Source organism: Streptomyces sp. NPDC000878 (assembly GCF_053599695.1).
Window position 1 is genome coordinate 51,730 of the sequence record NZ_JBSFMT010000016.1, and the last position, 19,231, is coordinate 70,960.

Sequence of the window (19,231 nt, forward strand, 5' to 3'; positions counted from 1 at the left end):
ACCCCAGACACGTACAACTGGGCACGTACAGCAGCAACACCCGTACGCCCCAGGCGTACGTCAGACAATCCGAGCAAGACAACAGGGAGACCTCGATGAGCGCACCCGACGGCAACCCGGTCGGCGCCGAACGCAGCATCGGCCAGTTGTTCGCCTCGGCGACGACCGAGATGTCCGCGCTGGTGCACGACGAGATCGCGCTGGCGAAAGCGCAGCTCAAGCAGGATGTGAAGCGCGGCGCGACGAGCGGCGGCGCGTTCCTGGTGGCCGCCACGGTCCTGCTGTTCTCCCTGCCGATGCTCAACTTCGCGCTGGCGTACGCCATTCGGACCTGGAGCGACTGGAATCTCGCCCTCTGCTTCCTGCTGTCGTTCGCCGCGAACGTCCTCCTCGCCGTCCTCCTGGTGCTGGTCGGGGTCGTCTTCGCGAAGAAGGCCAAGAAGAGCAAGGGTCCGCAGAAGGTCGCCGCGTCCATGAAGGAGACGGCGGGCGTCCTCCAGAAGGCCAAGCCACACCCCCGGCCCGCCCCGGTGAGTGACGCGGTCGAGGTTGTGGCACGCTCGTCCTCATGACGGACCCCGCCACACCCCCGGCGCACCCCTCATCCACCCAGCCCGCCTCGGCGGTACGGCTCGCCCTTCCCGGCGGGCGCGAGGTGCACCACCGGGATGTCGCCGCGAACGGCGCCCGGTTCCACATCGCGGAGCTGGGCGACGGGCCGCTGGTCATGCTCGTGCACGGGTTCCCGCAGTTCTGGTGGACCTGGCGGCACCAGCTGACCGCCCTCGCCGACGCCGGGTTCCGGGCCGTCGCCATGGACCTGCGGGGCGTGGGCGGCAGCGACCGTACGCCCCGGGGTTACGACCCCGCGAACCTCGCCCTCGACATCACGGGCGTCGTCCGGTCCCTGGGCGAGCCCGACGCCGCGCTGGTCGGCCACGACCTGGGCGGATACCTGGCGTGGACGGCCGCGGTGATGCGCCCCAAGCTGGTACGACGGCTCGTGGTGTCCTCGATGCCCCACCCCCGGCGCTGGCGCTCGGCGATGCTCTCCGACGTCAAGCAGACGGCCGCCGGTTCCTACATCTGGGGGTTCCAGCGGCCCTGGCTGCCCGAGCGGCAGCTCATCGCGGACGACGGGGCGCTGGTCGGGCGGCTGATCCGGGACTGGTCGGGGCCGCGGCTGCCGGACGACGAGGCGGTGGAGGCGTACAGCAGGGCCATGTGCATCCCGTCGACCGCGCACTGTGCGATCGAGCCGTACCGCTGGATGGTGCGGTCGATGGCCCGGCCGGACGGCATCCAGTTCAACCGGCGCATGAAGCGGCCGGTGCGGGTGCCGACGCTGCATCTGCACGGCTCGCTCGATCCGGTGCTGCGGACGCGCAGCGCGGCGGGCTCCGGGGAGTACGTGGAAGCGCCGTACCGCTGGCGCCTGTTCGACGGACTGGGGCACTTCCCGCACGAGGAAGACCCTGTCGCTTTCTCGACGGAACTGGTCAACTGGCTCAAGGATCCCGAGCCGGACCGGTGAGCCACCAGCGGCACTGGAACACCTGTCCGACGAACAGCCAATTGCCCGGCGCATAGGCCAATTGGGGGCCCATGGGGCGGTTATCGACCTTGGGGCAGGGGCAGACGTCGGGGTATGGGCTGGACGCACGACTACAGTGACGCAGCACGCAATCGCCGCTCGGGCCACGGCCCGGGCTCCCACCGAGGAGGTTCCCCGCAGCTGGCGGGGGCGGACCTGAGGGTGGGAATCCCGCGCATCCTGCGCCGCCGGGCCCGCTGGGTCTCGGTGCGCCTGCGCCACCCCCGCCCCTGAACCCCACGCCTCCGTACGGGGCTCAGAGCGCGCAACTGTCGCTGTCCACCTGCTGGTTGGCGGTACGCCCCAGGGCGATGTCCTCCTGGATCTCGCCCGCCGTGAGCGCGTACCCGGTGTCCGGGTCGTCGAGGGACTTCGCGAAGACCACGCCGTACACCTTGCCGTCGGGTGTGAGCAGCGGGCCGCCGGAGTTGCCCTGGCGGACGGTCGCGAACAGGGAGTAGACCTCGCGGCGGACCGTGCCGCGGTGGTAGATGTCCGGGCCGTTGGCCGTGATGCGACCACGCACGCGCGCGGGACGGACGTCGTACGACCCGTTCTCCGGGAAGCCGGCGACGATCGCGCTCTTGCCGCTGCTCGCGACCTCGGTCGTGAACTGCAGGACGGGCGCGTTCAGATCGGGTACGTCGAGTACGGCGATGTCGCGCTCCCAGTCGTAGAGGACGACCGTCGCGTCGTACTTCCTGCCCTCGCCGCCTATCTGGACGGTGGGCTCGTCGACGCCGCCCACGACGTGCGCGTTGGTCATCACGCGGCGCCGGTCGAAGACGAAGCCGGTGCCCTCCAGGACCTTGCCGCAGCTTGTGGCGGTCCCCATGACCTTGACGATGGAACGCTGGGAGCGCACCGCGACCGCGCTGTTGGCGAGCGCCGGGTCGGGCGGGTCGACGTCCTTGATGGGCTCGTCGGAGAACGGGCTGAAGACCTGCGGGAAGCCGTTCTGCGCGAGGACCGAGGTGAAGTCCTTGAACCAGGTGTCGGCATCGGAGGGCAGCACCTCCTGGACCCCCGCCAGCACCTTGGAGCCGCGGACCTCCTTGCCCACCGTGGGCATCGTGGTCTGCGCGAGGGCCGCGCCGATCAGCCAGGCGACCAGGAGCATCGCGACGACGTTGACGAGGGCCCCGCCGGTCGCGTCGAGGGCGCGGGCGGGCGACCAGGTGATGAATCGGCGCAGCTTGTTGCCGAGATGGGTGGTCAGTGCCTGGCCCACGGAGGCGCAGACGATGACGATGACGACGGCGACGACGGCGGCGGTCGTGTTGACCTCGGCCTCGTCGGTCACGCCGTCCCAGACGACGGGCAGCAGATAGACGGCGACGAGACCGCCGCCCAGGAAGCCGATCACCGACAGGATGCCGACGACGAAGCCCTGGCGGTAGCCCACGATCGCGAACCACACGGCGGCGACCAGCAACAAGATGTCCAGCACGTTCACGAGGGCCACCCTGTCACGCGTGCCAGTCCAGCGGGACCTGCTTGTTTCTGTCCCAGGGACGCTCCCAGCCCGAGTAGTGCATCAGGCGGTCGATGATCCCGGCCGTGAAGCCCCACACGAGGGTCGATTCGACCAGAAATGCCGGACCCTTGTAGCCACTTGGGTGCACGACGGTGGCTCGGTTGGCCGGATCCGTGAGATCCGCCACGGGGACCGTGAAGACCCGCGCCGTCTCGTTCGGATCGACGACCCCGACCGGCGTCGGCTCGCGCCACCAGCCCAGCACGGGCGTGACGACGAAGCCGCTGACCGGGATGTAGAGCTTGGGCAGTACGCCGAAGAGCTGGACGCCGGCCGGATCGAGCCCGGTCTCCTCCTCGGCCTCGCGCAGCGCGGCCCGCAGCGGACCGTCGCCCTGCGGATCGCCGTCCTCGGGGTCGAGGGCGCCGCCAGGGAAGGAGGGCTGACCGGCGTGGGAGCGCAGCGAGGTCGCCCGCTCCATCAGCAGCAGCTCGGGCCCGCCGACACCGTCGCCGCCGTTCCCGGCTTTCTCACTGCCCTCGCCGAAGAGGATCAGTACGGCGGACTGGCGGCCGGCGCCGTCCTCGGGCGGCAGGAAACGGCTCAGCTGGAGCGGCTCGACCGTCTCGACCGCGTGCACCACCGGGTCGAGCCAGCCGGGCAGGCCCTCCTTGCTGAGCGTCGCCTCACCGCCCTGTGTGTTGCTCGCGCGCGTCACCGCCACCCCCGTTCTGCTGCTTCCAACGCCTGTGGCGGTCCCGTTGGTTCCGCGACCGATCCCCTACGCATCCCTGATCCCGCCCCGCACCCTGCCCTGGGCCTCATCCGGCCCCCAGCGGGGGCGCCGGGATGCCGCCCGCGTCGAGGTACGCCTGCGGCGGGCTGAGCCGCTGGCCGGGGAAGCCGCCCTTCTCGTACTTCAGGAGCTTCCTGGCCTTCTCCGGGTCCGTCTCGCCCTCCCCGTACGCCGGGCAGAGCGGGGCGATCGGGCAGGCGCCGCAGGCGGGCTTGCGGGCGTGGCAGATACGGCGGCCGTGGAAGATCACGTGGTGCGAGAGCATCGTCCAGTCGCTCTTGGGGAAGAGCCCGCCGATGGCCGCCTCGATCTTGTCCGGGTCCTTCTCCGCCGTCCACTGCCAGCGGTGCACCAGCCGCTGGAAGTGCGTGTCCACAGTGATTCCGGGGCGTCCGAAGGCGTTGCCAAGCACGACGAAGGCGGTCTTGCGGCCCACGCCGGGCAGTTTGACGAGGTCTTCGAGCCGACCCGGCACCTCGCCGCCGAACTCCTCCGACAGGGCCTTGGACAGCCCTATGACCGACCTGGTCTTGGCCCGGAAGAACCCGGTCGGGCGCAGGATCTCCTCGACCTCCTCGGGGTTGGCGGCGGCCAGGTCCTCGGGGGTGGGGTACTTGGCGAAGAGGGTGGGTGTCGTCTGGTTGACCCGCAGGTCGGTGGTCTGGGCGGAGAGGACCGTGGCCACGAGCAGCTGGAAGGAGTTCTCGAAGTCCAGCTCGGGGTGGGCGTACGGATAGATCTCGGCGAGTTCGCGGTCGATCCGCCGGGCACGGCGGACGAGGGCGGTGTGCGACTCGGCGCGGGGCGGCGGCTTCGGGGCGGCGGCCGTCTTGGAGGCGGCAGCCTTAGAAGCGACCGTCTTGGAGGGGGCCGTCTTGGAAACGGCAGCCGTGCCCGCTCGCTTGGCCGTGGCCGGCTTCGCGGGCGTGGCCTTCTTGGTCGCGGGTGCCTTTCCCGGCGCCGTGGAGGCAGCCTTCCTCGTCGGCTCGGTCTTGTTCTCGGACCCGGCCTTCACCGGCCCGGTCACCTTCTTGGCGGCTTTCTCCACCGACATCACCTCTGCCGCTTTCTCCGCATTCCGACCCCCACCCGTCCCCTGTTCGCCCACAGCGGAATCACCCCGTGCGGCCACCCGCTCAGCCCCCTTGGCCTGTGCTCCCACCGGCGATTTGGACACCCGGCCAGCCTAGAGCCCGGCACTGACATCCGCCCCGGACCCTGGAGATCGGCGCCCAATTGGCCCCCTGCCGCACTGCACGGGACACCCGTGCGGCATCCTTGTGACAGATCACACTGTTTGGACCGTCCGGCAAGATGGGGAGCACGGTCCCCGGTAACCGGGGAACAAGATCCCCTGAGCAGGTCGACAAGGAGAGAACTCGTGGACGACGTTCTGCGGCGCGCCCCGCTCTTCGCGGCGCTCGATGACGAGCAGGCCGCGGAGCTGCGCGCCTCCATGAGTGAGGTGACCCTCGCGCGCGGTGACGCCCTGTTCCACGAGGGCGACCCGGGAGACCGGCTCTACGTGGTCACCGAGGGGAAGGTCAAGCTCCACCGCACGTCCCCGGACGGGCGCGAGAACATGCTGGCCGTCCTCGGCCCCGGCGAGCTGATCGGCGAGCTGTCGCTGTTCGACCCGGGCCCGCGTACCGCCACGGCCACCGCGCTGACCGAGGTCAAGCTGCTCGGCCTCGGCCACGGCGACCTCCAGCCCTGGCTGAACGCCCGCCCCGAGGTGGCCGCCGCGCTGCTGCGCGCCGTCGCCCGGCGCCTGCGCAAGACCAACGACCAGATGTCCGACCTGGTCTTCTCCGATGTGCCGGGCCGGGTCGCCCGCGCCCTGCTCGACCTCTCGCGCCGCTTCGGCGTGCAGTCGGAGGAGGGCATCCACGTCGTGCACGACCTGACCCAGGAGGAGCTGGCCCAGCTCGTCGGCGCCTCCCGCGAGACGGTCAACAAGGCGCTCGCCGACTTCGCGGGCCGCGGCTGGCTGCGCCTGGAGGCGCGCGCCGTGATCCTGCTGGACGTGGAGCGCCTCGCGAAGCGTTCGCGGTAGCCGGGTCGTCCGTAAGTGCTACGTCCGTAAGTGCTAGAGGGGCCCTGCCGAACGGCGGGGCCCCTCCGGCGTTCACTGGGTTACCGGGTTCATCGGATTACCGGGTTACCTGGTTCACCGGGTTACCTGGTTCACCGGGGCGGGGGCCACGCGGTGACGAGAACGCCATGAACGGAACGGAACCAAGGGGTGGGTGGGATGGACCAGGACAGAGCGCCCGAGTCGGTCTGGGCGGCGGCGCCCGAGCCCGCGAAGCGCCGGTTGCGGCTGTTCCGCCGGGACCCGGAGGCACAGACCCTGTGGCAGTCCGAGTTCGAGCAGCGCGACCTGGGCGAGCCGCTGGGCGTGTGGGCGACGGACGAGGCGGTGGTCCTGGTCCGCTTCGACCGCGTGGCGGCGTACGCACCGGCGACCGGTGAGCCCGGTTGGACCTGGCAGCCGCCGGGCCAGGACGTGATCATCCGGGTGGCCCAGGACCCCGAGGACGGTGTGGGCGTCGTCCTGCACCACGACGACGGCGAACGGCGCGCCGAGCACGTACGCCTCACCGCGCTCGACCTCGGCTCCGGGGACGTGGTCTGGTCGCGCGAGCAGCACAAGGACCAGCTGGGGTACATCGGCGACACCTACACCAGCGAGGTGGGCATCGGCATCGGCCGGATAGCCACCGTCCACGCCTGGGACCCGGAGGTGCCGGCGACCGTACGGTGTCTGGACGTGCGCACCGGCGCCCTCCAGTGGGAACGGACGCTCCCTGACAGCTGGGGCGACTCGTTCTCCGTCCTGGCGACCGACCCGCCGGTCCTGGCCGTCGGCAACAGCGGCAGGCGCTCCCGCCCCCGGCTGTACGTGGTGCGCGAGGACGGCGAGTGGTACGTCGAACTTCCCGACGGATACAAGGACTTCGGGCCGGCCGTCGCGGTCGTCGGCGACACCCTCGTGGTCGGGCTGGAACCGGACGAGCCCGCGGACGGCGCGGAGAAGAGCGCCGACACGCTCCTGCACGCCTACTCCGTCTCGACCGGCGAACAGCTCTGGGAGTGGCGTACCGATCACGGCCGTACGCTCCATCCGCTCGCCCACCGCGGGTACTTCATGGTGGGCAACGGCTACGGCAGCCGGGTGACCGTCCTCGACCCCGCCGACGGCCGGTTCGTCGCGGAGCGCAGGTTCCCCGGTTTCAGCTATCGCGCGCGGTACGCCGCCTGGGGCGACCGTCTGGCCGTGGTGTGCCATGCGGTGAGCGAGACGCGCCGGGTGCGCGTGTTCCGCTGGAAGTGACGTACACAGGACGTACGCGGATGGAGAACGTCGTGGTCAAGGGGCTGGACGAGCAGGGGTTCATCGCCCGCGAGGGCTCCCCCGCGCGCGTGCCGCCCGCTTTCCGGCCCGTCGTCGACGCGGCCCGCGCACGGACCCTCGGCGCCTTCGGGGAACGGCTGCACAGCGCGTACCTCTACGGGTCGATTCCGCGCGGCACCGCGCGGGTGGGCCGCAGCGACCTGGACCTCCTGCTCGCCCTGCGCGAGGAGCCCACCGAGGCGGACCGGGCGGCGGCCCGGGCACTGGACGACGCGCTCGACGACGAGTTCGAGCAGATCGACGGCGCGGGCACGCTGCTGGTCTCGCGGGCGCAGGTGCTGAGCGACCTGGAGCGGCACGACATGGGCTGGTTCGTGGCCTGCCTCTGCACGCCCCTCCTGGGCGAGGACCTCGCCGGGCACCTCCCCCGCTACCGCCCCGACTCCCTCCTCGCCCGCGAGACCAACGGCGACCTGGCCCTGTGCCTCCCGCGCTGGCGGCGCCTGATCGCGGAGGCGACGGCCCCGGGGGCTCCCGCAGGGGCGGTACGCGTGCGCGCGCGGGGCATTTCCCGCCACCTGGTGCGTACGGGCTTCACGCTGGTGATGCCGCGCTGGCAGGGCTGGACCAGCGACCTGTACGAGATGGCCGGGGCGTTCGCCGCGTACTACCCGGAATGGGGCCCGCGCATGAAGGAGGCGGCGTCCCTGGCCCACGAGCCGACGGACGACCCTGCCGTCCTGAGGTCGTTCCTGCACTCGCACGTCGAGGAGCTGGGCGGCTGGCTCGCCGAGGAGTACGCGCACGTGCACGGCGTCAAGGCACCCAGGCCCGGCTGACGCCGGACAGGACCTAGATGAGGCCGTGTTCGCGGAGGTACTCCAGTTGGGCCCGTACGGACAGCTCGGCGGCGGGCCACAGGGAGCGGTCCACGTCCGCGTACACGTGGGCGACGACCTCCGCGGGGCTCGCGTAGCCGTTCTCGACCGCGGTCTCGACCTGGGCGAGCCGGTGGGCGCGGTGGGCGAGGTAGAACTCGACGGCCCCCTGGGCGTCGTCCAGGACGGGCCCGTGGCCCGGCAGGACGGTGTGCACGCCGTCGTCCACCGTCAGGGACCTCAGCCGCCGCAGGGAGTCCAGATAGTCCCCCAGGCGGCCGTCTGGATGGGCCACCACGGTCGTTCCGCGCCCCAGGACGGTGTCCCCGGTCAGGACGGCCCGATCGGCCGGGAGATGGAAGCACAGCGAGTCCGCGGTGTGCCCCGGCGTCGGTACGACCCTCAGCTCCAGGCCGCCGACGGACACGACGTCTCCGTGCCCGAGGCCCTCGTCCCCCAGCCGCAGCGCCGGGTCGAGCGCCCGTACGTTCGTCCCCGTCAGCTCGGCGAACCGCCCGGCGCCCTCCGCGTGGTCCGGATGCCCGTGCGTGAGCAGCGTCAGCGCGACCCGCTTGCCGGCCTTCTCCACGGTGTCGACGACATGCCTGAGGTGTACGTCGTCCAGGGGGCCCGGGTCGATGACGACGGCCAGCTCGGAGTCCGGCTCGGAGACGATCCAGGTGTTCGTGCCGTCGAGGGTCATCGCGGAGGCGTTGGGCGCGAGAACGTTGACCGCGCGCGCGGTGGCGGGGCCGGAGAGAACCCCTCCGCGCGGCTGGCCGGGGAGGGCGGCGGCTTCGGTCATGTGGGGGTACCTGCCAGGGGGGCGGTCGGGGGCGGGAGCAGGGGGGTGGGTGCGGGTGCGGTCAGGGTTGCGGGTGCGGTCGGGGTCGGGGGCACGGGTGCGGGTGCGGTCGCGGTCGCCGGTGCGGGTGCGATTGCGGTCAGGGGCACGGTCGCCGCTGCGGCTGCGGCTGCGGTCAGGGGCACGGTCGCGGGTGCCGGTGCGGTTGCGGGTGCGGTCAGGGGCACGTTCACGGTCGTTCGGGGGCTTTGGTCGCGGTCATTCAGGGGTTCCCCCGATCCGGATGTGCTTCGTGAACTCCTCGTGCCCCGGCCAGGCCAGCACAATCTCGCCGTCCTCCAGGCTGGCCCTGGCCAGGACCGGCGCCAGGTCGCGCTCCAGGGCCCCGGCGAGCGCCTCGGACGCGCTGTCGTACGGGGCCAGCGCGCGCAGGGTCGCGATCGTGGGCGGCATCATCAGCAGCTCGCCCTTGTCGTACGAGGCCGCCGCCTCGGCCGGTTCGATCCACACCGTGCGGTCCGCCTCCGTGGAGGCGTTCCGGGTGCGCTGGCCCTCCGGGAGCGCGGCCACGAAGAACCAGGTGTCGTAGCGGCGGGCCTCGAACTCGGGGGTGATCCAGCGGGCCCACGCCCCGAGGAGGTCCGAGCGGAGCACCAGCCCCCGGCGGTCCAGGAACTCGGCGAAGGACAGCTCCCGGGCGACCAGGGCGGCGCGGTCCGCTTCCCAGTCGTCGCCCGTGGTGTCGCCGACCACGGAATCGGCGGACGGGCCGGCGAGCAGGACGCCCGCCTCCTCGTACGTCTCCCGTACGGCGGCGCAGACGACCGCCTGGGCGGACGTCTCGTCGGTGCCCAGGCCCAGCCGGGACGCCCACCACGCGCGCGTGGGGCCCGTCCAGCGGATCAGGTGGTCGTCGTCGCGGGGGTCGACTCCGCCGCCCGGATACGCGTACGCGCCCCCGGCGAAGGCCATGGAGGCGCGTCTGCGCAGCATGTGGACGGCGGGGCCGGTGTCGGTGTCCTTGAGGAGCATGACGGTGGCGGCGCGCTTGGGGGTGACCGGGGTGAGGGTGCCTTCGGCGAGTCCGCGGATGAGGTCCGGCCACTCCGGTGGGTACCACTGCCCGTTTGCCATGGGCGGAGGCTATCCGGTGGCGGGCGCATGTTCGAGGCCCCGAGTTTCCTCGCCCCCGCCGCCCCTACCCGTCCCATCCCTCGGGGGCTGCGCCCCCAGACCCCCCTTTCGGCCTGAACGGCCTCGTCCTCAAACGCCGGACGGGCTGAAATGCCCGGCCTGCGCTGAAAGTGCGGCGGGGGCGGGAGGGCGGGGAAAAAAGGCGGGCTGAACGGGCCTTGTCCTCGAACGCCGGCCGCATCTCCAGCCCGTCCGGCGTTTGAGGACAAGGCCCGTTCAGGCCGAAGCGGGGTTCGGGGGCGCAGCCCCCGAGGGATGGGACGGGTAGGGGCGGCGGGGGCGAGAAACCACCCGCCCTACGCCTACGCCTCCGTCAGCTCCACCTGGATCTCGACCTCGACCGGGGCGTCCAGGGGCAGGACCGCCACCCCCACCGCGCTGCGGGCGTGGACGCCCTTGTCGCCCAGTACCTCGCCGAGGAGTTCGCTCGCGCCGTTGATCACAGCGGGCTGGCCCGTGAAGTCGGGTGCCGAGGCCACGAAGCCGACGACCTTCACGACACGCGCGACGCGGTCCAGGTCACCGGCGACCGACCTGACCGCCGCGAGCGCGTTCAGCGCACACGTGCGGGCCAGCTGCTTCGCCTCCTCGGGCGTGACCTCCGCGCCCACCTTCCCCGTGACCGGAAGCTTTCCGTCCACCATCGGCAGCTGGCCCGAGGTGTACACGTACACCCCGGACTGGACCGCCGGCTGGTAGGCGGCGAGCGGCGGAACCACCGCCGGCAGCGTCAGGCCCAGTTCGGCGAGCCGGGACTCCACCGCGCTCACGGCTTCGGCCGCTTCAGGTAGGCCACGAGCTGCTCGGGGTTGTTCGGCCCGGGCACGACCTGGACGAGCTCCCAGCCGTCCTCGCCCCAGGTGTCCAGGATCTGCTTCGTGGCGTGGACGAGCAGAGGCACGGTCGAGTATTCCCACTTGGTCATGCGGCCGACTTTAGCCGCTGTCACCAGACGCCTCGTACGCACGTTGTCCACAGCCTCCGGCGTAGGTCGGAGCCGGACTGGTTAACCTCGAATACGTGAGCAGGTTCCAGGTCGTCAGCGGTAAGGGCGGGACCGGAAAGACCACGGTCGCCGCAGCGCTCTCGCTCGCCCTCGCCACCGAGGGGAAGCGCACGCTTCTCGTCGAGGTCGAGGGCAGGCAGGGCATCGCGCAGCTCTTCGAGACCGAAGTGCTGCCTTATGGGGAGCGGAAGATCGCCGTCGCTCCCGGGGGCGGGGAGGTGTTCGCCCTCGCCATCGACCCCGAGCAGGCGCTGCTGGACTACCTCCAGATGTTCTACAAACTCGGCAGCGCGGGACGGGCCCTGAAGAAACTCGGCGCGATCGACTTCGCCACCACCGTCGCCCCGGGCATCAGGGACGTACTCCTGACCGGCAAGGCGTGCGAGGCGGTGCGGAGGAAGGACAAGAGCGGGCGCTTCGCGTACGACTACGTCGTCATGGACGCGCCTCCCACCGGGCGCATCACCCGGTTCCTGAACGTCAACGACGAGGTGGCCGGGCTCGCGAAGATCGGCCCGATACACAATCAGGCACAGGCCGTGATGCGCGTACTCAAGTCGCCCGAGACGGCGGTGCACATGGTGACGCTGCTGGAGGAGATGCCCGTCCAGGAGACCGCGGACGGTATCGCCGAGCTGCGGGCGGCGAAGCTGCCGGTGGGGCGGATCATCGTCAACATGGTGCGGCCCGAGGTTTTGGACGAGGCCGAGCTGGAACTCGTACGGGCGGCTCCTCGTACCGCGCTCGCGAAGTCGCTGTCGGCCGCCGGGCTCGGCGGGGCGCGGCGCGGCGGGAACGCCGAGAAGCTGGTGGACCCGCTGCTGACACAGGCCGAGGAGTACGCCGAGCGGTACGCGCTGGAGCACGAACAGCGGGCGGTGCTGGCCGAGTTGCGGCTGCCGACGCACGAACTGCCGCTGTTCACCGAGGGCATGGACCTGGCGGGTCTGTACGAACTGGCCAACGAGCTGCGGAAGCAGGGAATGTCATGAGCCCGGACTCGCATGACGGCACTGCCCGTCATCGCCTCTCCCCCGCGCGCGTGCTCGAAGTCGATCCGCTGATCGACGACCCGGAGACCCGGATCGTGGTGTGCTGCGGGGCCGGTGGTGTCGGCAAGACGACCACCGCGGCGGCGCTCGGGCTGCGGGCCGCCGAGCGGGGGCGGAAGGTGGTCGTGCTCACCATCGACCCGGCCCGCAGGCTCGCCCAGTCCATGGGCATCGACTCGCTCGACAACGTCCCACGGCGGGTCAAGGGCGTCGAGGGCGGTGGCGAACTGCACGCCATGATGCTCGACATGAAGCGGACGTTCGACGAGATCGTCGAGGCGCACGCCGACCGTGAGCGGGCCGCCGCGATCCTCGGCAATCCCTTCTACCAGTCGCTCTCGGCGGGCTTCGCGGGCACGCAGGAGTACATGGCGATGGAGAAGCTGGGGCAGCTGCGCTCGCGCGACGAGTGGGATCTCATCGTCGTCGACACTCCGCCGTCGCGGTCCGCGCTGGATTTCCTGGATGCTCCCAAGCGGCTCGGGTCGTTCCTCGACGGGCGGCTGATCCGGCTGCTGACCGCGCCGGCGAAGCTGGGCGGGCGCGCGGGGATGAAGTTCCTGAACGTCGGGATGTCGATGATGACCGGCACCCTGGGCAAGCTGCTGGGTGGCCAACTCCTCAAGGACGTCCAGACGTTCGTGGCCGCGATGGACACCACCTTCGGTGGTTTCCGTACCCGCGCCGATGCCACGTACCAGCTGCTGCAGGCGCCCGGCACGGCGTTCCTGGTGGTGGCGGCCCCGGAGCGGGACGCGCTGCGCGAGGCCGCGTACTTCGTGGAGCGGCTGGCGGCGGAGGACATGCCGCTCGCCGGACTGGTGCTCAACCGGGTCCACGGCAGCGGCGCCGCCCAGCTGTCGGCCGAGCGCGCACTCGCCGCCGCGGAAAATCTTGAAGAGCCCCGCATTGTGGATCAGGAGGACGGGAAAGCTGGACTTCGTAACTCTCCCGACACGTACGGCAGTTCAGAACCCCCGGTTTCCGAAGTTCCCGCAGCTCCTGAGGCAGACGTCGAAGAACACGTCGAAGGCTCCCCCATCGCCACCGACAGTGAACCGGCCGCCGAAGCGAGTGACCCCACCGTCGAACAACTCACCGCAGGCCTGCTCCGGCTGCACGCCGACCGTATGCAACTGCTCTCCCGCGAGCAGCGCACACGTGACCGCTTCACCGCGCTCCACCCGGAGGTGGCCGTGACCGAGGTCGCCGCGCTCCCCGGCGACGTCCATGACCTCGCGGGACTGCGGAACATCGGCAACCGGCTCGCGACCGACCGGCCGGAGCTGCCGAGCCCCCCGGAGCTGCCGGGGACCGGTGACTGACCCCGAGCCGGACCAGGGACGAGTGAGGACCGACCTAGACGGCTCAGCCCACCGCCAAGTAGCTCTCGTACACCTCTTCCTCGTCGAGGGGCAGGATTCCCACCCCCCGCTCGTACTCCGTTCGCGCTGTTTCGAGCAGCCGACGCCATGAGGTGACAGTGGGACGCCTGCGCAGCAGTGCGCGGCGCTCCCGCTCCGTCATTCCTCCCCACACGCCGAACTCGACGCGGTTGTCGAGCGCGTCGGCCAGGCATTCCGTGCGTACCGGACATCCGGTGCACACCGCCTTGGCCCTGTTCTGCGCTGCTCCTTGAACGAACAGTTCATCCGGATCGGTAGTGCGGCAGGCCGCCTGCGCACTCCAGTCGGTAACCCAGCCCATACCGGCGCCGTCCTCTCCCGAATCGAGGCTCCCCCACGGCGGCAGCGGCATATTCACCGCCGCCAGTTGAGGACGTTACGGAAGGTGGGCACAGCGCAACACCCCCTTCGGGCCCAATCTTGAATGGCCCGAACGGACTATGGGTAAGCGGCAGATCACCCGGGGGAGTGAGCGACCGACATGCGTGACCTTCCCGGCAAAGCGGGACAGTTCAGCTGAGTCACAACGGACACCTCGTGACACACAAGGCGGATCCGGACACGTACTCACCAAAAAAGTTGGACTACATCCGAAACGATTCGGGTCTCACGGACGTATTGATACGTGACCTCACTGCTGTGACAGTTGTGAGCAGCTTAGGCCAACGCCTGTACGCGTGTCCGGCGAATGAGAACGTAGGCTGCCCTCATGCCAAACAAGCGATCGGGTGGTGGCCTGTCGGCAGCGCAGCAGGCCGCCAAGTTCCTCGGTGTCAGCGTGCTCGCGGGAGCCGTCATGGCGGGCATTGCGCTGCCCGCAGCCGGCGCGCTCGGTCTCGCGGCCAAGGGATCGGTCGAGGGGTTCGACGAGATCCCGGCCAACCTCAAGCGCCCGCCGCTCAGCCAGCGCACCACGATCCTGGACGCCAAGGGCGGCCAGCTCGCCACGGTGTACTCGCGTGACCGCACGGTGGTCGAGCTGAAGGACATCTCGCCGTACATGCAGAAGGCGATCGTCGCGATCGAGGACTCACGGTTCTACGAGCACGGCGCGATCGACCTCAAGGGCGTCCTGCGCGCCCTCAACAAGAACGCGCAGAGCGGCGGCGTCTCGGAGGGCGCCTCCACGCTCACGCAGCAGTACGTGAAGAACGTGTTCGTCGAGGAGGCGGGCGACGACCCGACGAAGGTCGCGCAGGCCACGCAGCAGACGATCGGCCGCAAGATCAAGGAGCTGAAGTTCGCGATCCAGGTCGAGGAGGAACTGGGCAAGAAGAAGATCCTCGAGAACTACCTGAACATCACGTTCTTCGGCCAGCAGGCCTACGGCGTCGAGGCCGGCTCCCAGCGCTACTTCTCCAAGTCCGCCAAGGACCTCACCCTCCCCCAGGCGGCCCTGCTGGCCGGCATCGTCCAGTCGCCGAGCCGGTACGACCCGGTGAACGACCCGGCGGAGGCCACCAAGCGCCGCAACACCGTGCTCCAGCGCATGGCGGAGGTCGGTGACATCACCCCGCAGGAGGCCGCCGAGGCGAAGCAGAAGCCGCTCGGCCTGAAGATCAGCCAGCCCAAGAACGGCTGCATCGCGGCGGTCAAGGGCGCGGGCTTCTTCTGCAAGTACGTCGAGCAGGAGTTCCTCGGCAACCCGGTCTTCGGCAAGACCCGCGAGGCCCGGGCGAAGATCTGGAACCAGGGCGGACTGACCATCCGTACGACGCTGGACCCACAGTCGCAGGCGTCCGTGCAGGCGTCGATCAAGGAGCACGTGTACAAGTCGGACTCGGTCGCGACGGCGGTCACGCTGGTCGAGCCGGGCACCGGCAAGATCCTCGGCATGGGCCAGTCGAAGCCGTACGGCTACGGCAAGAACGAGACCGAGATCAACTACTCGGTCGGCAACGACCGGGGCGGCTCCAACTTCGGCTTCCCGACCGGTTCGACGTTCAAGCCGTTCGTGGCGGCGGCGGCCCTGGAGGAGGGCCGCCCGGCGATCCAGGAGTACTCGGCGCCGTACGAGATGGAGTACCCGAGCCCGGTCCAGACGTGCAGCGGCAATCAGTGGATCAACCAGGAGAAGGCGAAGGTCGAGAACGAGAGCGAGTCGGAGAAGGGCCCGTACCGCCTGCGCAAGGCGATGGAGCTGTCGGTCAACACCTACTTCGTGCAGATGATCTCCGACATCGGCCTCTGCCCGGTGGTCAAGATGACCGACGCGCTGCACGTCACCCAGGGCAACGGCGACAAGCTGCCCGAGGTGCCCGCCATCGCCCTCGGTTCCAAGGGCATCTCCCCGCTGACGATGGCGAGCGCGTACGCGGCCTTCGCCTCGCGGGGCATGTACTGCACGCCGATCGCCATCGAGTCGATCACCCAGAAGGCCAACGGCAAGCAGAAGTCCCTCGAAGTCCCGAAGTCGACGTGCTCGCGCGCGATGTCGGAGACCACCGCGGACACGATCAACACCCTGCTCCAGGGCGTGGTCGACTCCGGCACCGGCCAGTCGGCCGGCCTCACCGACCGCGACAACGCCGGTAAGACGGGTACGACGGACGAGCGCAAGAACGCCTGGTTCGTCGGCTACACGCCGACCCTGTCCGGCGCCGTCTGGGTCGGCAGCGCCATGCAGAACGTGAAGATGACCAACATCAGGATCGGCGGCGTCTGGAACGAGCTCGTGTACGGCGGCCAGGTCCCGGGCCCCATCTGGAAGGACGCCATGACCGGCGCCCTCGAGGGCAAGGACTCCGGGCAGTTCAACCTCGTCCCGATCATCGAACCGCCCGTCCAGAAGCCGGACGACAACCGGGACGACGACGACAACGACAACGGGGACGACCAGGGCAACGACAACGGCGGCAACACGGACGGCGGTAACACGACGCTCCCGACCCCGTCCATCTCCCTCCCCGAGGGCTTCATCCAGGGCAACGACAACGGCGGCAACAACGGGAACAGCAACAGCGGAACCGGAGGGTTCCCGTAAATCCCGTACGGATGATGCGTAGTACGTGAATGGGGGCGCCCTTCCTGAGAAGGGCGCCCCCATCGACGTACAGGCGCGCTGGTGTCTGTGTATGGCGGCTGGTCAGCCGGCGAGGAGCTTCTTGACGGCGGCTGCGACCCGGCCGCCCTCCGCGAGGCCCGCGACCTTCGGGTTCACGATCTTCATGACCTGGCCCATGGCACGCGGCCCCTCGGCGCCGGCCGCCTTCGCCTCCTCGACGGCCTGGGCGACGAGCTGGTTCAGCTCGTCGTCGCTGAGCTGCTTGGGCAGGTAGGTGGCGAGGATCTCGCCCTCCGCCCTCTCCCGCTCGGCCGACTCGGCCCGACCGCCCTGCGCGAACGCCTCAGCGGCCTCGCGGCGCTTCTTCGCCTCGCGCGTGATCACCTTGGTGACCTCCTCGTCGGAGAGCTCGCGCTTCTCCTTGCCGGAGACCTCTTCCTGGGTGATGGCGGTGAGAGTGAGCCGGAGCGTCGAGGAGCGGAGTTCGTCGCGCGCCCTGATGGCGGTGTTGAGGTCGTCCCTGAGCTTCGACTTGAGCGTGGTCATGCGAACGATTGTCGCAGGTGCGGCGAGCGGACCGCCCGCGGATTTCCGCCGCACCTCCCCGCCTGACACGATGGGAGCATGCGCGCGCGATACGGAGTACCCCTGGGAATCACGGCGGTTGCCGCCGCCGGTCTCGCCTACTCGGTCGGATTCGAGGCCCGCTTCTTCCGCCTCCGCCGGGTCACCGTGCCGGTGCTGCCTGCCGGGATGCGACCGCTCCGCGTCCTCCAGGTCTCCGACATCCACATGGTCGGCGGCCAGTACAAGAAGCAGCGCTGGCTCCGCTCCCTGGCCGGTCTGCGCCCCGACTTCGTGATCAACACGGGCGACAACCTGTCCGACCCGGAGGGCGTGCCGGAGGTGCTGGACGCGCTGGGCCCGCTGATGGAGTTCCCGGGCGCGTACGTCTTCGGCTCCAACGACTACTACGGCCCGACCCCCCGTAACCCCGCCCGCTACCTGGTCGAGAAGGCCCAGGGCAAGCACGGCCTCAACGGCAACGCGCCCGCCGTCAACGTGATCCACAACCCGTGGGAGGAGCTGCGCGACGGCTTCGACACGGCGGGCTGGCTCAACCTGACGAACACGCGCGGCACGCTGAAGATCGACGGCATGTCGGTGGAGCTGACGGGCCTGGACGACCCGCACATCAAGCGCGACCGTTACGAGGAGGTGGCCGGCGGCCCGTCGAAGACGGCGGACGTCTCGCTGGCCGTGGTCCACGCCCCCTACCTCCGCGTCCTGGACGCGTTCACGGCGGACGCGTACCCGCTGACCCTCGCGGGCCACACCCACGGCGGCCAGCTGTGCATCCCCTTCTACGGCGCCCTGGTCACCAACTGCGACCTGGACACGGACCGCGTCAAGGGCCTGTCGACGCACACGGCGGAGGGCAGGACGTCGTACCTCCACGTCTCGGCGGGCTGCGGCGCGAACCGCTACACGCCGGCGAGGTTCGCGTGTCCCCCGGAGGCAACCCTGCTGACACTGACGGCCCCGTAACCCACACAGCCCGCCCGAATAGCCCGATTTACGCCCTCGCCCTAGCGTGAGGGCATGACCGCCCCGATACCCAGCGACATACCGGACCTCCCCGCACTCCCCGGCGTAGCCGCGGCCCTGCTCCCCTCCCCCGTCCCCGCCACGGCGGTGGTGACCCCGGTACGCCGCCCGGCGACAGCGCTCTTCCGCCTCCTCACCGCCGCAGCAGCAGCGACGGCGGTAACGGCGGAACTCCTCCTGGGCAGCCCCTCGGAGGTCCTGAGCCGCTTCCCGATCCAGAGCGCCATCCTGCTGACCCTGGTCATGACGGTCTCGGCCCGCCGAGCCTGGACGGCCCGCCGCCCCCTGCCGAGCGCGCTGACGGGCGCAACACTCCTGTACGTGGTGATCGCGGCCCTGGTCCACCACGGCCTGGTCGCAAACGCGTCGAGCCCCTTCTCCGTATCCGCTCCCCCAACGGGCTGGCACGCCATCACCAACCAGCTCCTGCATACGGCGATCCCGATCGCGGCACTGGTGAACTGGCTGCTCCTGACCCCCGCGGGCCAACTGCACCTGCGCCAGGCGGCACCGTGGCTCCTGTACCCCCTGGCGTACCTGGCCTTCTCCCTGACGAGAGGCGAGCTGCTCCTCCCGGGCACGCAGGGGCGCTACTTGTACGGCTTCCTCGACGTGGCAGCGGACGGCTACAAGAGCGTCCTGGCCAACGCTCTCCTCCTCGGCCTGGCCTTCTACGCCCTGGCGGTACTCCTCATCGCCCTCGACCACATCCGCCCGAACCCGGTCCACCACCGCACGAAAACCGGATTTCGCCTGGGGCCACCCGTGGGCTAAAGTAAACGACGTCGCCGCGACAAGCAGGACAAGCAGCGACATCGGGGTGTAGCGCAGCTTGGCAGCGCGCTTCGTTCGGGACGAAGAGGTCGTGGGTTCAAATCCCGCCACCCCGACAGTAAAACGCCAGATCAGGGGCCTGATCCGCATCGCGGGTCGGGCCCCTGAGTGGTTTCTGGAGATCGCTTGGGAGAAATCTGGGAGAAGATCTTGGTCGGCTTCTCCCAGGAGCAGTCTCCGGTGCCGCAGGAACAGCGGCGCTCGCGCGCCCGATGACCT

General features: G+C 70.2%; 20 protein-coding genes and 1 tRNA gene. 12 read left to right on the forward strand and 9 right to left on the reverse strand.

Annotated elements, in window-relative coordinates; genetic code table 11:
* The first annotated feature begins 95 nt into the window (after positions 1-95).
* The 3 genes from ACWDR4_RS16885 to ACWDR4_RS16895 all read left to right on the forward strand — a co-directional run bounded on the left by ACWDR4_RS16885 (position 96) and on the right by ACWDR4_RS16895 (position 1,828).
* Entirely contained in the window at positions 96-572 is a 477-nt protein-coding gene (locus ACWDR4_RS16885) for a phage holin family protein (protein ID WP_450409162.1), read from the forward strand.
* Complete coding sequence (locus ACWDR4_RS16890; protein WP_450409164.1) at positions 569-1,534, forward strand: alpha/beta fold hydrolase; 966 nt, start codon at positions 569-571, stop codon at positions 1,532-1,534. Before ACWDR4_RS16885 ends, ACWDR4_RS16890 begins: the two co-directional genes overlap by 4 nt.
* Positions 1,535-1,648: 114 nt before the next feature.
* Positions 1,649-1,828, forward strand: a complete 180-nt coding sequence (locus ACWDR4_RS16895) for a hypothetical protein (protein ID WP_235476119.1) — start codon at positions 1,649-1,651, stop codon at positions 1,826-1,828.
* A 22-nt stretch (positions 1,829-1,850) separates the two neighbouring features.
* Here the strand turns inward: ACWDR4_RS16895 and ACWDR4_RS16900 are convergent, their stop codons facing one another.
* The 3 genes from ACWDR4_RS16900 to nth form a co-directional block, all read right to left on the reverse strand.
* Complete coding sequence (locus ACWDR4_RS16900) at positions 1,851-3,050, reverse strand: MarP family serine protease (protein ID WP_450409166.1); 1,200 nt, start codon at positions 3,048-3,050, stop codon at positions 1,851-1,853.
* Positions 3,051-3,063: 13 nt separating this feature from the next.
* Complete coding sequence (locus ACWDR4_RS16905; RefSeq protein ID WP_450409168.1) at positions 3,064-3,789, reverse strand: NUDIX hydrolase; 726 nt, start codon at positions 3,787-3,789, stop codon at positions 3,064-3,066.
* A 103-nt stretch (positions 3,790-3,892) separates the two neighbouring features.
* Positions 3,893-4,921 carry an endonuclease III gene (nth, locus tag ACWDR4_RS16910; RefSeq protein WP_450409169.1) on the reverse strand — a complete coding sequence of 343 codons (1,029 nt, stop codon included), beginning with the start codon at positions 4,919-4,921 and terminating at the stop codon, positions 3,893-3,895.
* Between the two features lie 327 nt (positions 4,922-5,248).
* Here nth and ACWDR4_RS16915 point away from each other — a divergent pair, with 327 nt between their 5' ends.
* The 3 genes from ACWDR4_RS16915 to ACWDR4_RS16925 all read left to right on the forward strand — a co-directional run bounded on the left by ACWDR4_RS16915 (position 5,249) and on the right by ACWDR4_RS16925 (position 8,064).
* Positions 5,249-5,923, forward strand: coding sequence for a Crp/Fnr family transcriptional regulator (locus ACWDR4_RS16915; protein WP_006382668.1), 675 nt, complete (start codon positions 5,249-5,251; stop codon positions 5,921-5,923).
* Positions 5,924-6,121: 198 nt separating this feature from the next.
* A complete protein-coding gene (locus ACWDR4_RS16920; protein WP_450409172.1) occupies positions 6,122-7,204 on the forward strand; it encodes an outer membrane protein assembly factor BamB family protein in 1,083 nt (360 codons plus the stop codon).
* 20 nt (positions 7,205-7,224) lie between these two features.
* On the forward strand, positions 7,225-8,064 hold the full coding sequence (locus tag ACWDR4_RS16925; RefSeq protein WP_450409174.1) for a nucleotidyltransferase domain-containing protein: 840 nt from the start codon (positions 7,225-7,227) through the stop codon (positions 8,062-8,064).
* Positions 8,065-8,077: 13 nt separating this feature from the next.
* Here the strand turns inward: ACWDR4_RS16925 and ACWDR4_RS16930 are convergent, their stop codons facing one another.
* From ACWDR4_RS16930 to ACWDR4_RS16945, 4 genes are all read right to left on the reverse strand, one after another.
* Entirely contained in the window at positions 8,078-8,908 is an 831-nt protein-coding gene (locus ACWDR4_RS16930; RefSeq protein ID WP_450409176.1) for an MBL fold metallo-hydrolase, read from the reverse strand.
* Positions 8,909-9,166: 258 nt separating this feature from the next.
* Positions 9,167-10,042: an NUDIX hydrolase gene (locus ACWDR4_RS16935; protein WP_450409178.1), complete on the reverse strand. Its 876-nt coding sequence runs from the start codon at positions 10,040-10,042 to the stop codon at positions 9,167-9,169.
* Positions 10,043-10,404: 362 nt separating this feature from the next.
* Entirely contained in the window at positions 10,405-10,872 is a 468-nt protein-coding gene (locus ACWDR4_RS16940) for a RidA family protein (RefSeq protein WP_450409180.1), read from the reverse strand.
* A complete protein-coding gene (locus tag ACWDR4_RS16945; protein WP_005476015.1) occupies positions 10,869-11,027 on the reverse strand; it encodes a DUF4177 domain-containing protein in 159 nt (52 codons plus the stop codon). Before ACWDR4_RS16945 ends, ACWDR4_RS16940 begins: the two co-directional genes overlap by 4 nt.
* A gap of 95 nt (positions 11,028-11,122) precedes the next feature.
* Between ACWDR4_RS16945 and ACWDR4_RS16950 the strand changes: the two genes are divergently transcribed.
* A complete protein-coding gene (locus ACWDR4_RS16950; protein WP_450409182.1) occupies positions 11,123-12,100 on the forward strand; it encodes an ArsA-related P-loop ATPase in 978 nt (325 codons plus the stop codon).
* Positions 12,097-13,485, forward strand: a complete 1,389-nt coding sequence (locus tag ACWDR4_RS16955) for an ArsA family ATPase (protein WP_450409184.1) — start codon at positions 12,097-12,099, stop codon at positions 13,483-13,485. Before ACWDR4_RS16950 ends, ACWDR4_RS16955 begins: the two co-directional genes overlap by 4 nt.
* Before the next feature lie 43 nt (positions 13,486-13,528).
* Here ACWDR4_RS16955 and wblA read toward each other — a convergent pair whose 3' ends face one another.
* Positions 13,529-13,867, reverse strand: coding sequence for a transcriptional regulator WblA (gene wblA, locus ACWDR4_RS16960; RefSeq protein WP_198655578.1), 339 nt, complete (start codon positions 13,865-13,867; stop codon positions 13,529-13,531).
* Positions 13,868-14,275: 408 nt separating this feature from the next.
* Here wblA and ACWDR4_RS16965 point away from each other — a divergent pair, with 408 nt between their 5' ends.
* Positions 14,276-16,549 (forward strand): transglycosylase domain-containing protein, encoded by a 2,274-nt coding sequence (locus tag ACWDR4_RS16965; RefSeq protein ID WP_450409186.1) that lies wholly within the window; start codon positions 14,276-14,278, stop codon positions 16,547-16,549.
* A gap of 102 nt (positions 16,550-16,651) precedes the next feature.
* Here the strand turns inward: ACWDR4_RS16965 and ACWDR4_RS16970 are convergent, their stop codons facing one another.
* On the reverse strand, positions 16,652-17,116 hold the full coding sequence (locus tag ACWDR4_RS16970) for a GatB/YqeY domain-containing protein (RefSeq protein ID WP_450409188.1): 465 nt from the start codon (positions 17,114-17,116) through the stop codon (positions 16,652-16,654).
* A 78-nt stretch (positions 17,117-17,194) separates the two neighbouring features.
* Between ACWDR4_RS16970 and ACWDR4_RS16975 the strand changes: the two genes are divergently transcribed.
* From ACWDR4_RS16975 to ACWDR4_RS16985, 3 genes are all read left to right on the forward strand, one after another.
* Positions 17,195-18,118 (forward strand): metallophosphoesterase, encoded by a 924-nt coding sequence (locus ACWDR4_RS16975; protein ID WP_450409190.1) that lies wholly within the window; start codon positions 17,195-17,197, stop codon positions 18,116-18,118.
* A 54-nt stretch (positions 18,119-18,172) separates the two neighbouring features.
* The gene (locus ACWDR4_RS16980; protein ID WP_450409192.1) at positions 18,173-18,952 is read left to right on the forward strand and encodes a Pr6Pr family membrane protein; all 780 of its coding nucleotides are present in this window, start codon (positions 18,173-18,175) and stop codon (positions 18,950-18,952) included.
* Between the two features lie 42 nt (positions 18,953-18,994).
* A tRNA-Pro gene (locus ACWDR4_RS16985) sits at positions 18,995-19,068 on the forward strand.
* The last annotated feature ends 163 nt before the right edge of the window (positions 19,069-19,231 follow it).

Excerpts from the sequence above, each read along its gene's own strand:
- ACWDR4_RS16975 (WP_450409190.1), top strand. The coding sequence starts at position 17,195 with ATGCGCGCGCGATACGGAGTACCCCTGGGAATCACGGCGGTTGCCGCC.
- wblA (WP_198655578.1), bottom strand. The coding sequence starts at position 13,867 with ATGGGCTGGGTTACCGACTGGAGTGCGCAGGCGGCCTGCCGCACTACC.
- ACWDR4_RS16890 (WP_450409164.1), top strand. The coding sequence starts at position 569 with ATGACGGACCCCGCCACACCCCCGGCGCACCCCTCATCCACCCAGCCC.
- ACWDR4_RS16945 (WP_005476015.1), bottom strand. The coding sequence starts at position 11,027 with ATGACCAAGTGGGAATACTCGACCGTGCCTCTGCTCGTCCACGCCACG.
- ACWDR4_RS16965 (WP_450409186.1), top strand. The coding sequence starts at position 14,276 with ATGCCAAACAAGCGATCGGGTGGTGGCCTGTCGGCAGCGCAGCAGGCC.
- ACWDR4_RS16980 (WP_450409192.1), top strand. The coding sequence starts at position 18,173 with ATGACCGCCCCGATACCCAGCGACATACCGGACCTCCCCGCACTCCCC.
- ACWDR4_RS16925 (WP_450409174.1), top strand. The coding sequence starts at position 7,225 with ATGGAGAACGTCGTGGTCAAGGGGCTGGACGAGCAGGGGTTCATCGCC.
- ACWDR4_RS16930 (WP_450409176.1), bottom strand. The coding sequence starts at position 8,908 with ATGACCGAAGCCGCCGCCCTCCCCGGCCAGCCGCGCGGAGGGGTTCTC.
- ACWDR4_RS16970 (WP_450409188.1), bottom strand. The coding sequence starts at position 17,116 with ATGACCACGCTCAAGTCGAAGCTCAGGGACGACCTCAACACCGCCATC.
- ACWDR4_RS16935 (WP_450409178.1), bottom strand. The coding sequence starts at position 10,042 with ATGGCAAACGGGCAGTGGTACCCACCGGAGTGGCCGGACCTCATCCGC.
- ACWDR4_RS16955 (WP_450409184.1), top strand. The coding sequence starts at position 12,097 with ATGAGCCCGGACTCGCATGACGGCACTGCCCGTCATCGCCTCTCCCCC.
- nth (WP_450409169.1), bottom strand. The coding sequence starts at position 4,921 with ATGTCGGTGGAGAAAGCCGCCAAGAAGGTGACCGGGCCGGTGAAGGCC.
- ACWDR4_RS16885 (WP_450409162.1), top strand. The coding sequence starts at position 96 with ATGAGCGCACCCGACGGCAACCCGGTCGGCGCCGAACGCAGCATCGGC.
- ACWDR4_RS16920 (WP_450409172.1), top strand. The coding sequence starts at position 6,122 with ATGGACCAGGACAGAGCGCCCGAGTCGGTCTGGGCGGCGGCGCCCGAG.
- ACWDR4_RS16895 (WP_235476119.1), top strand. The coding sequence starts at position 1,649 with ATGGGCTGGACGCACGACTACAGTGACGCAGCACGCAATCGCCGCTCG.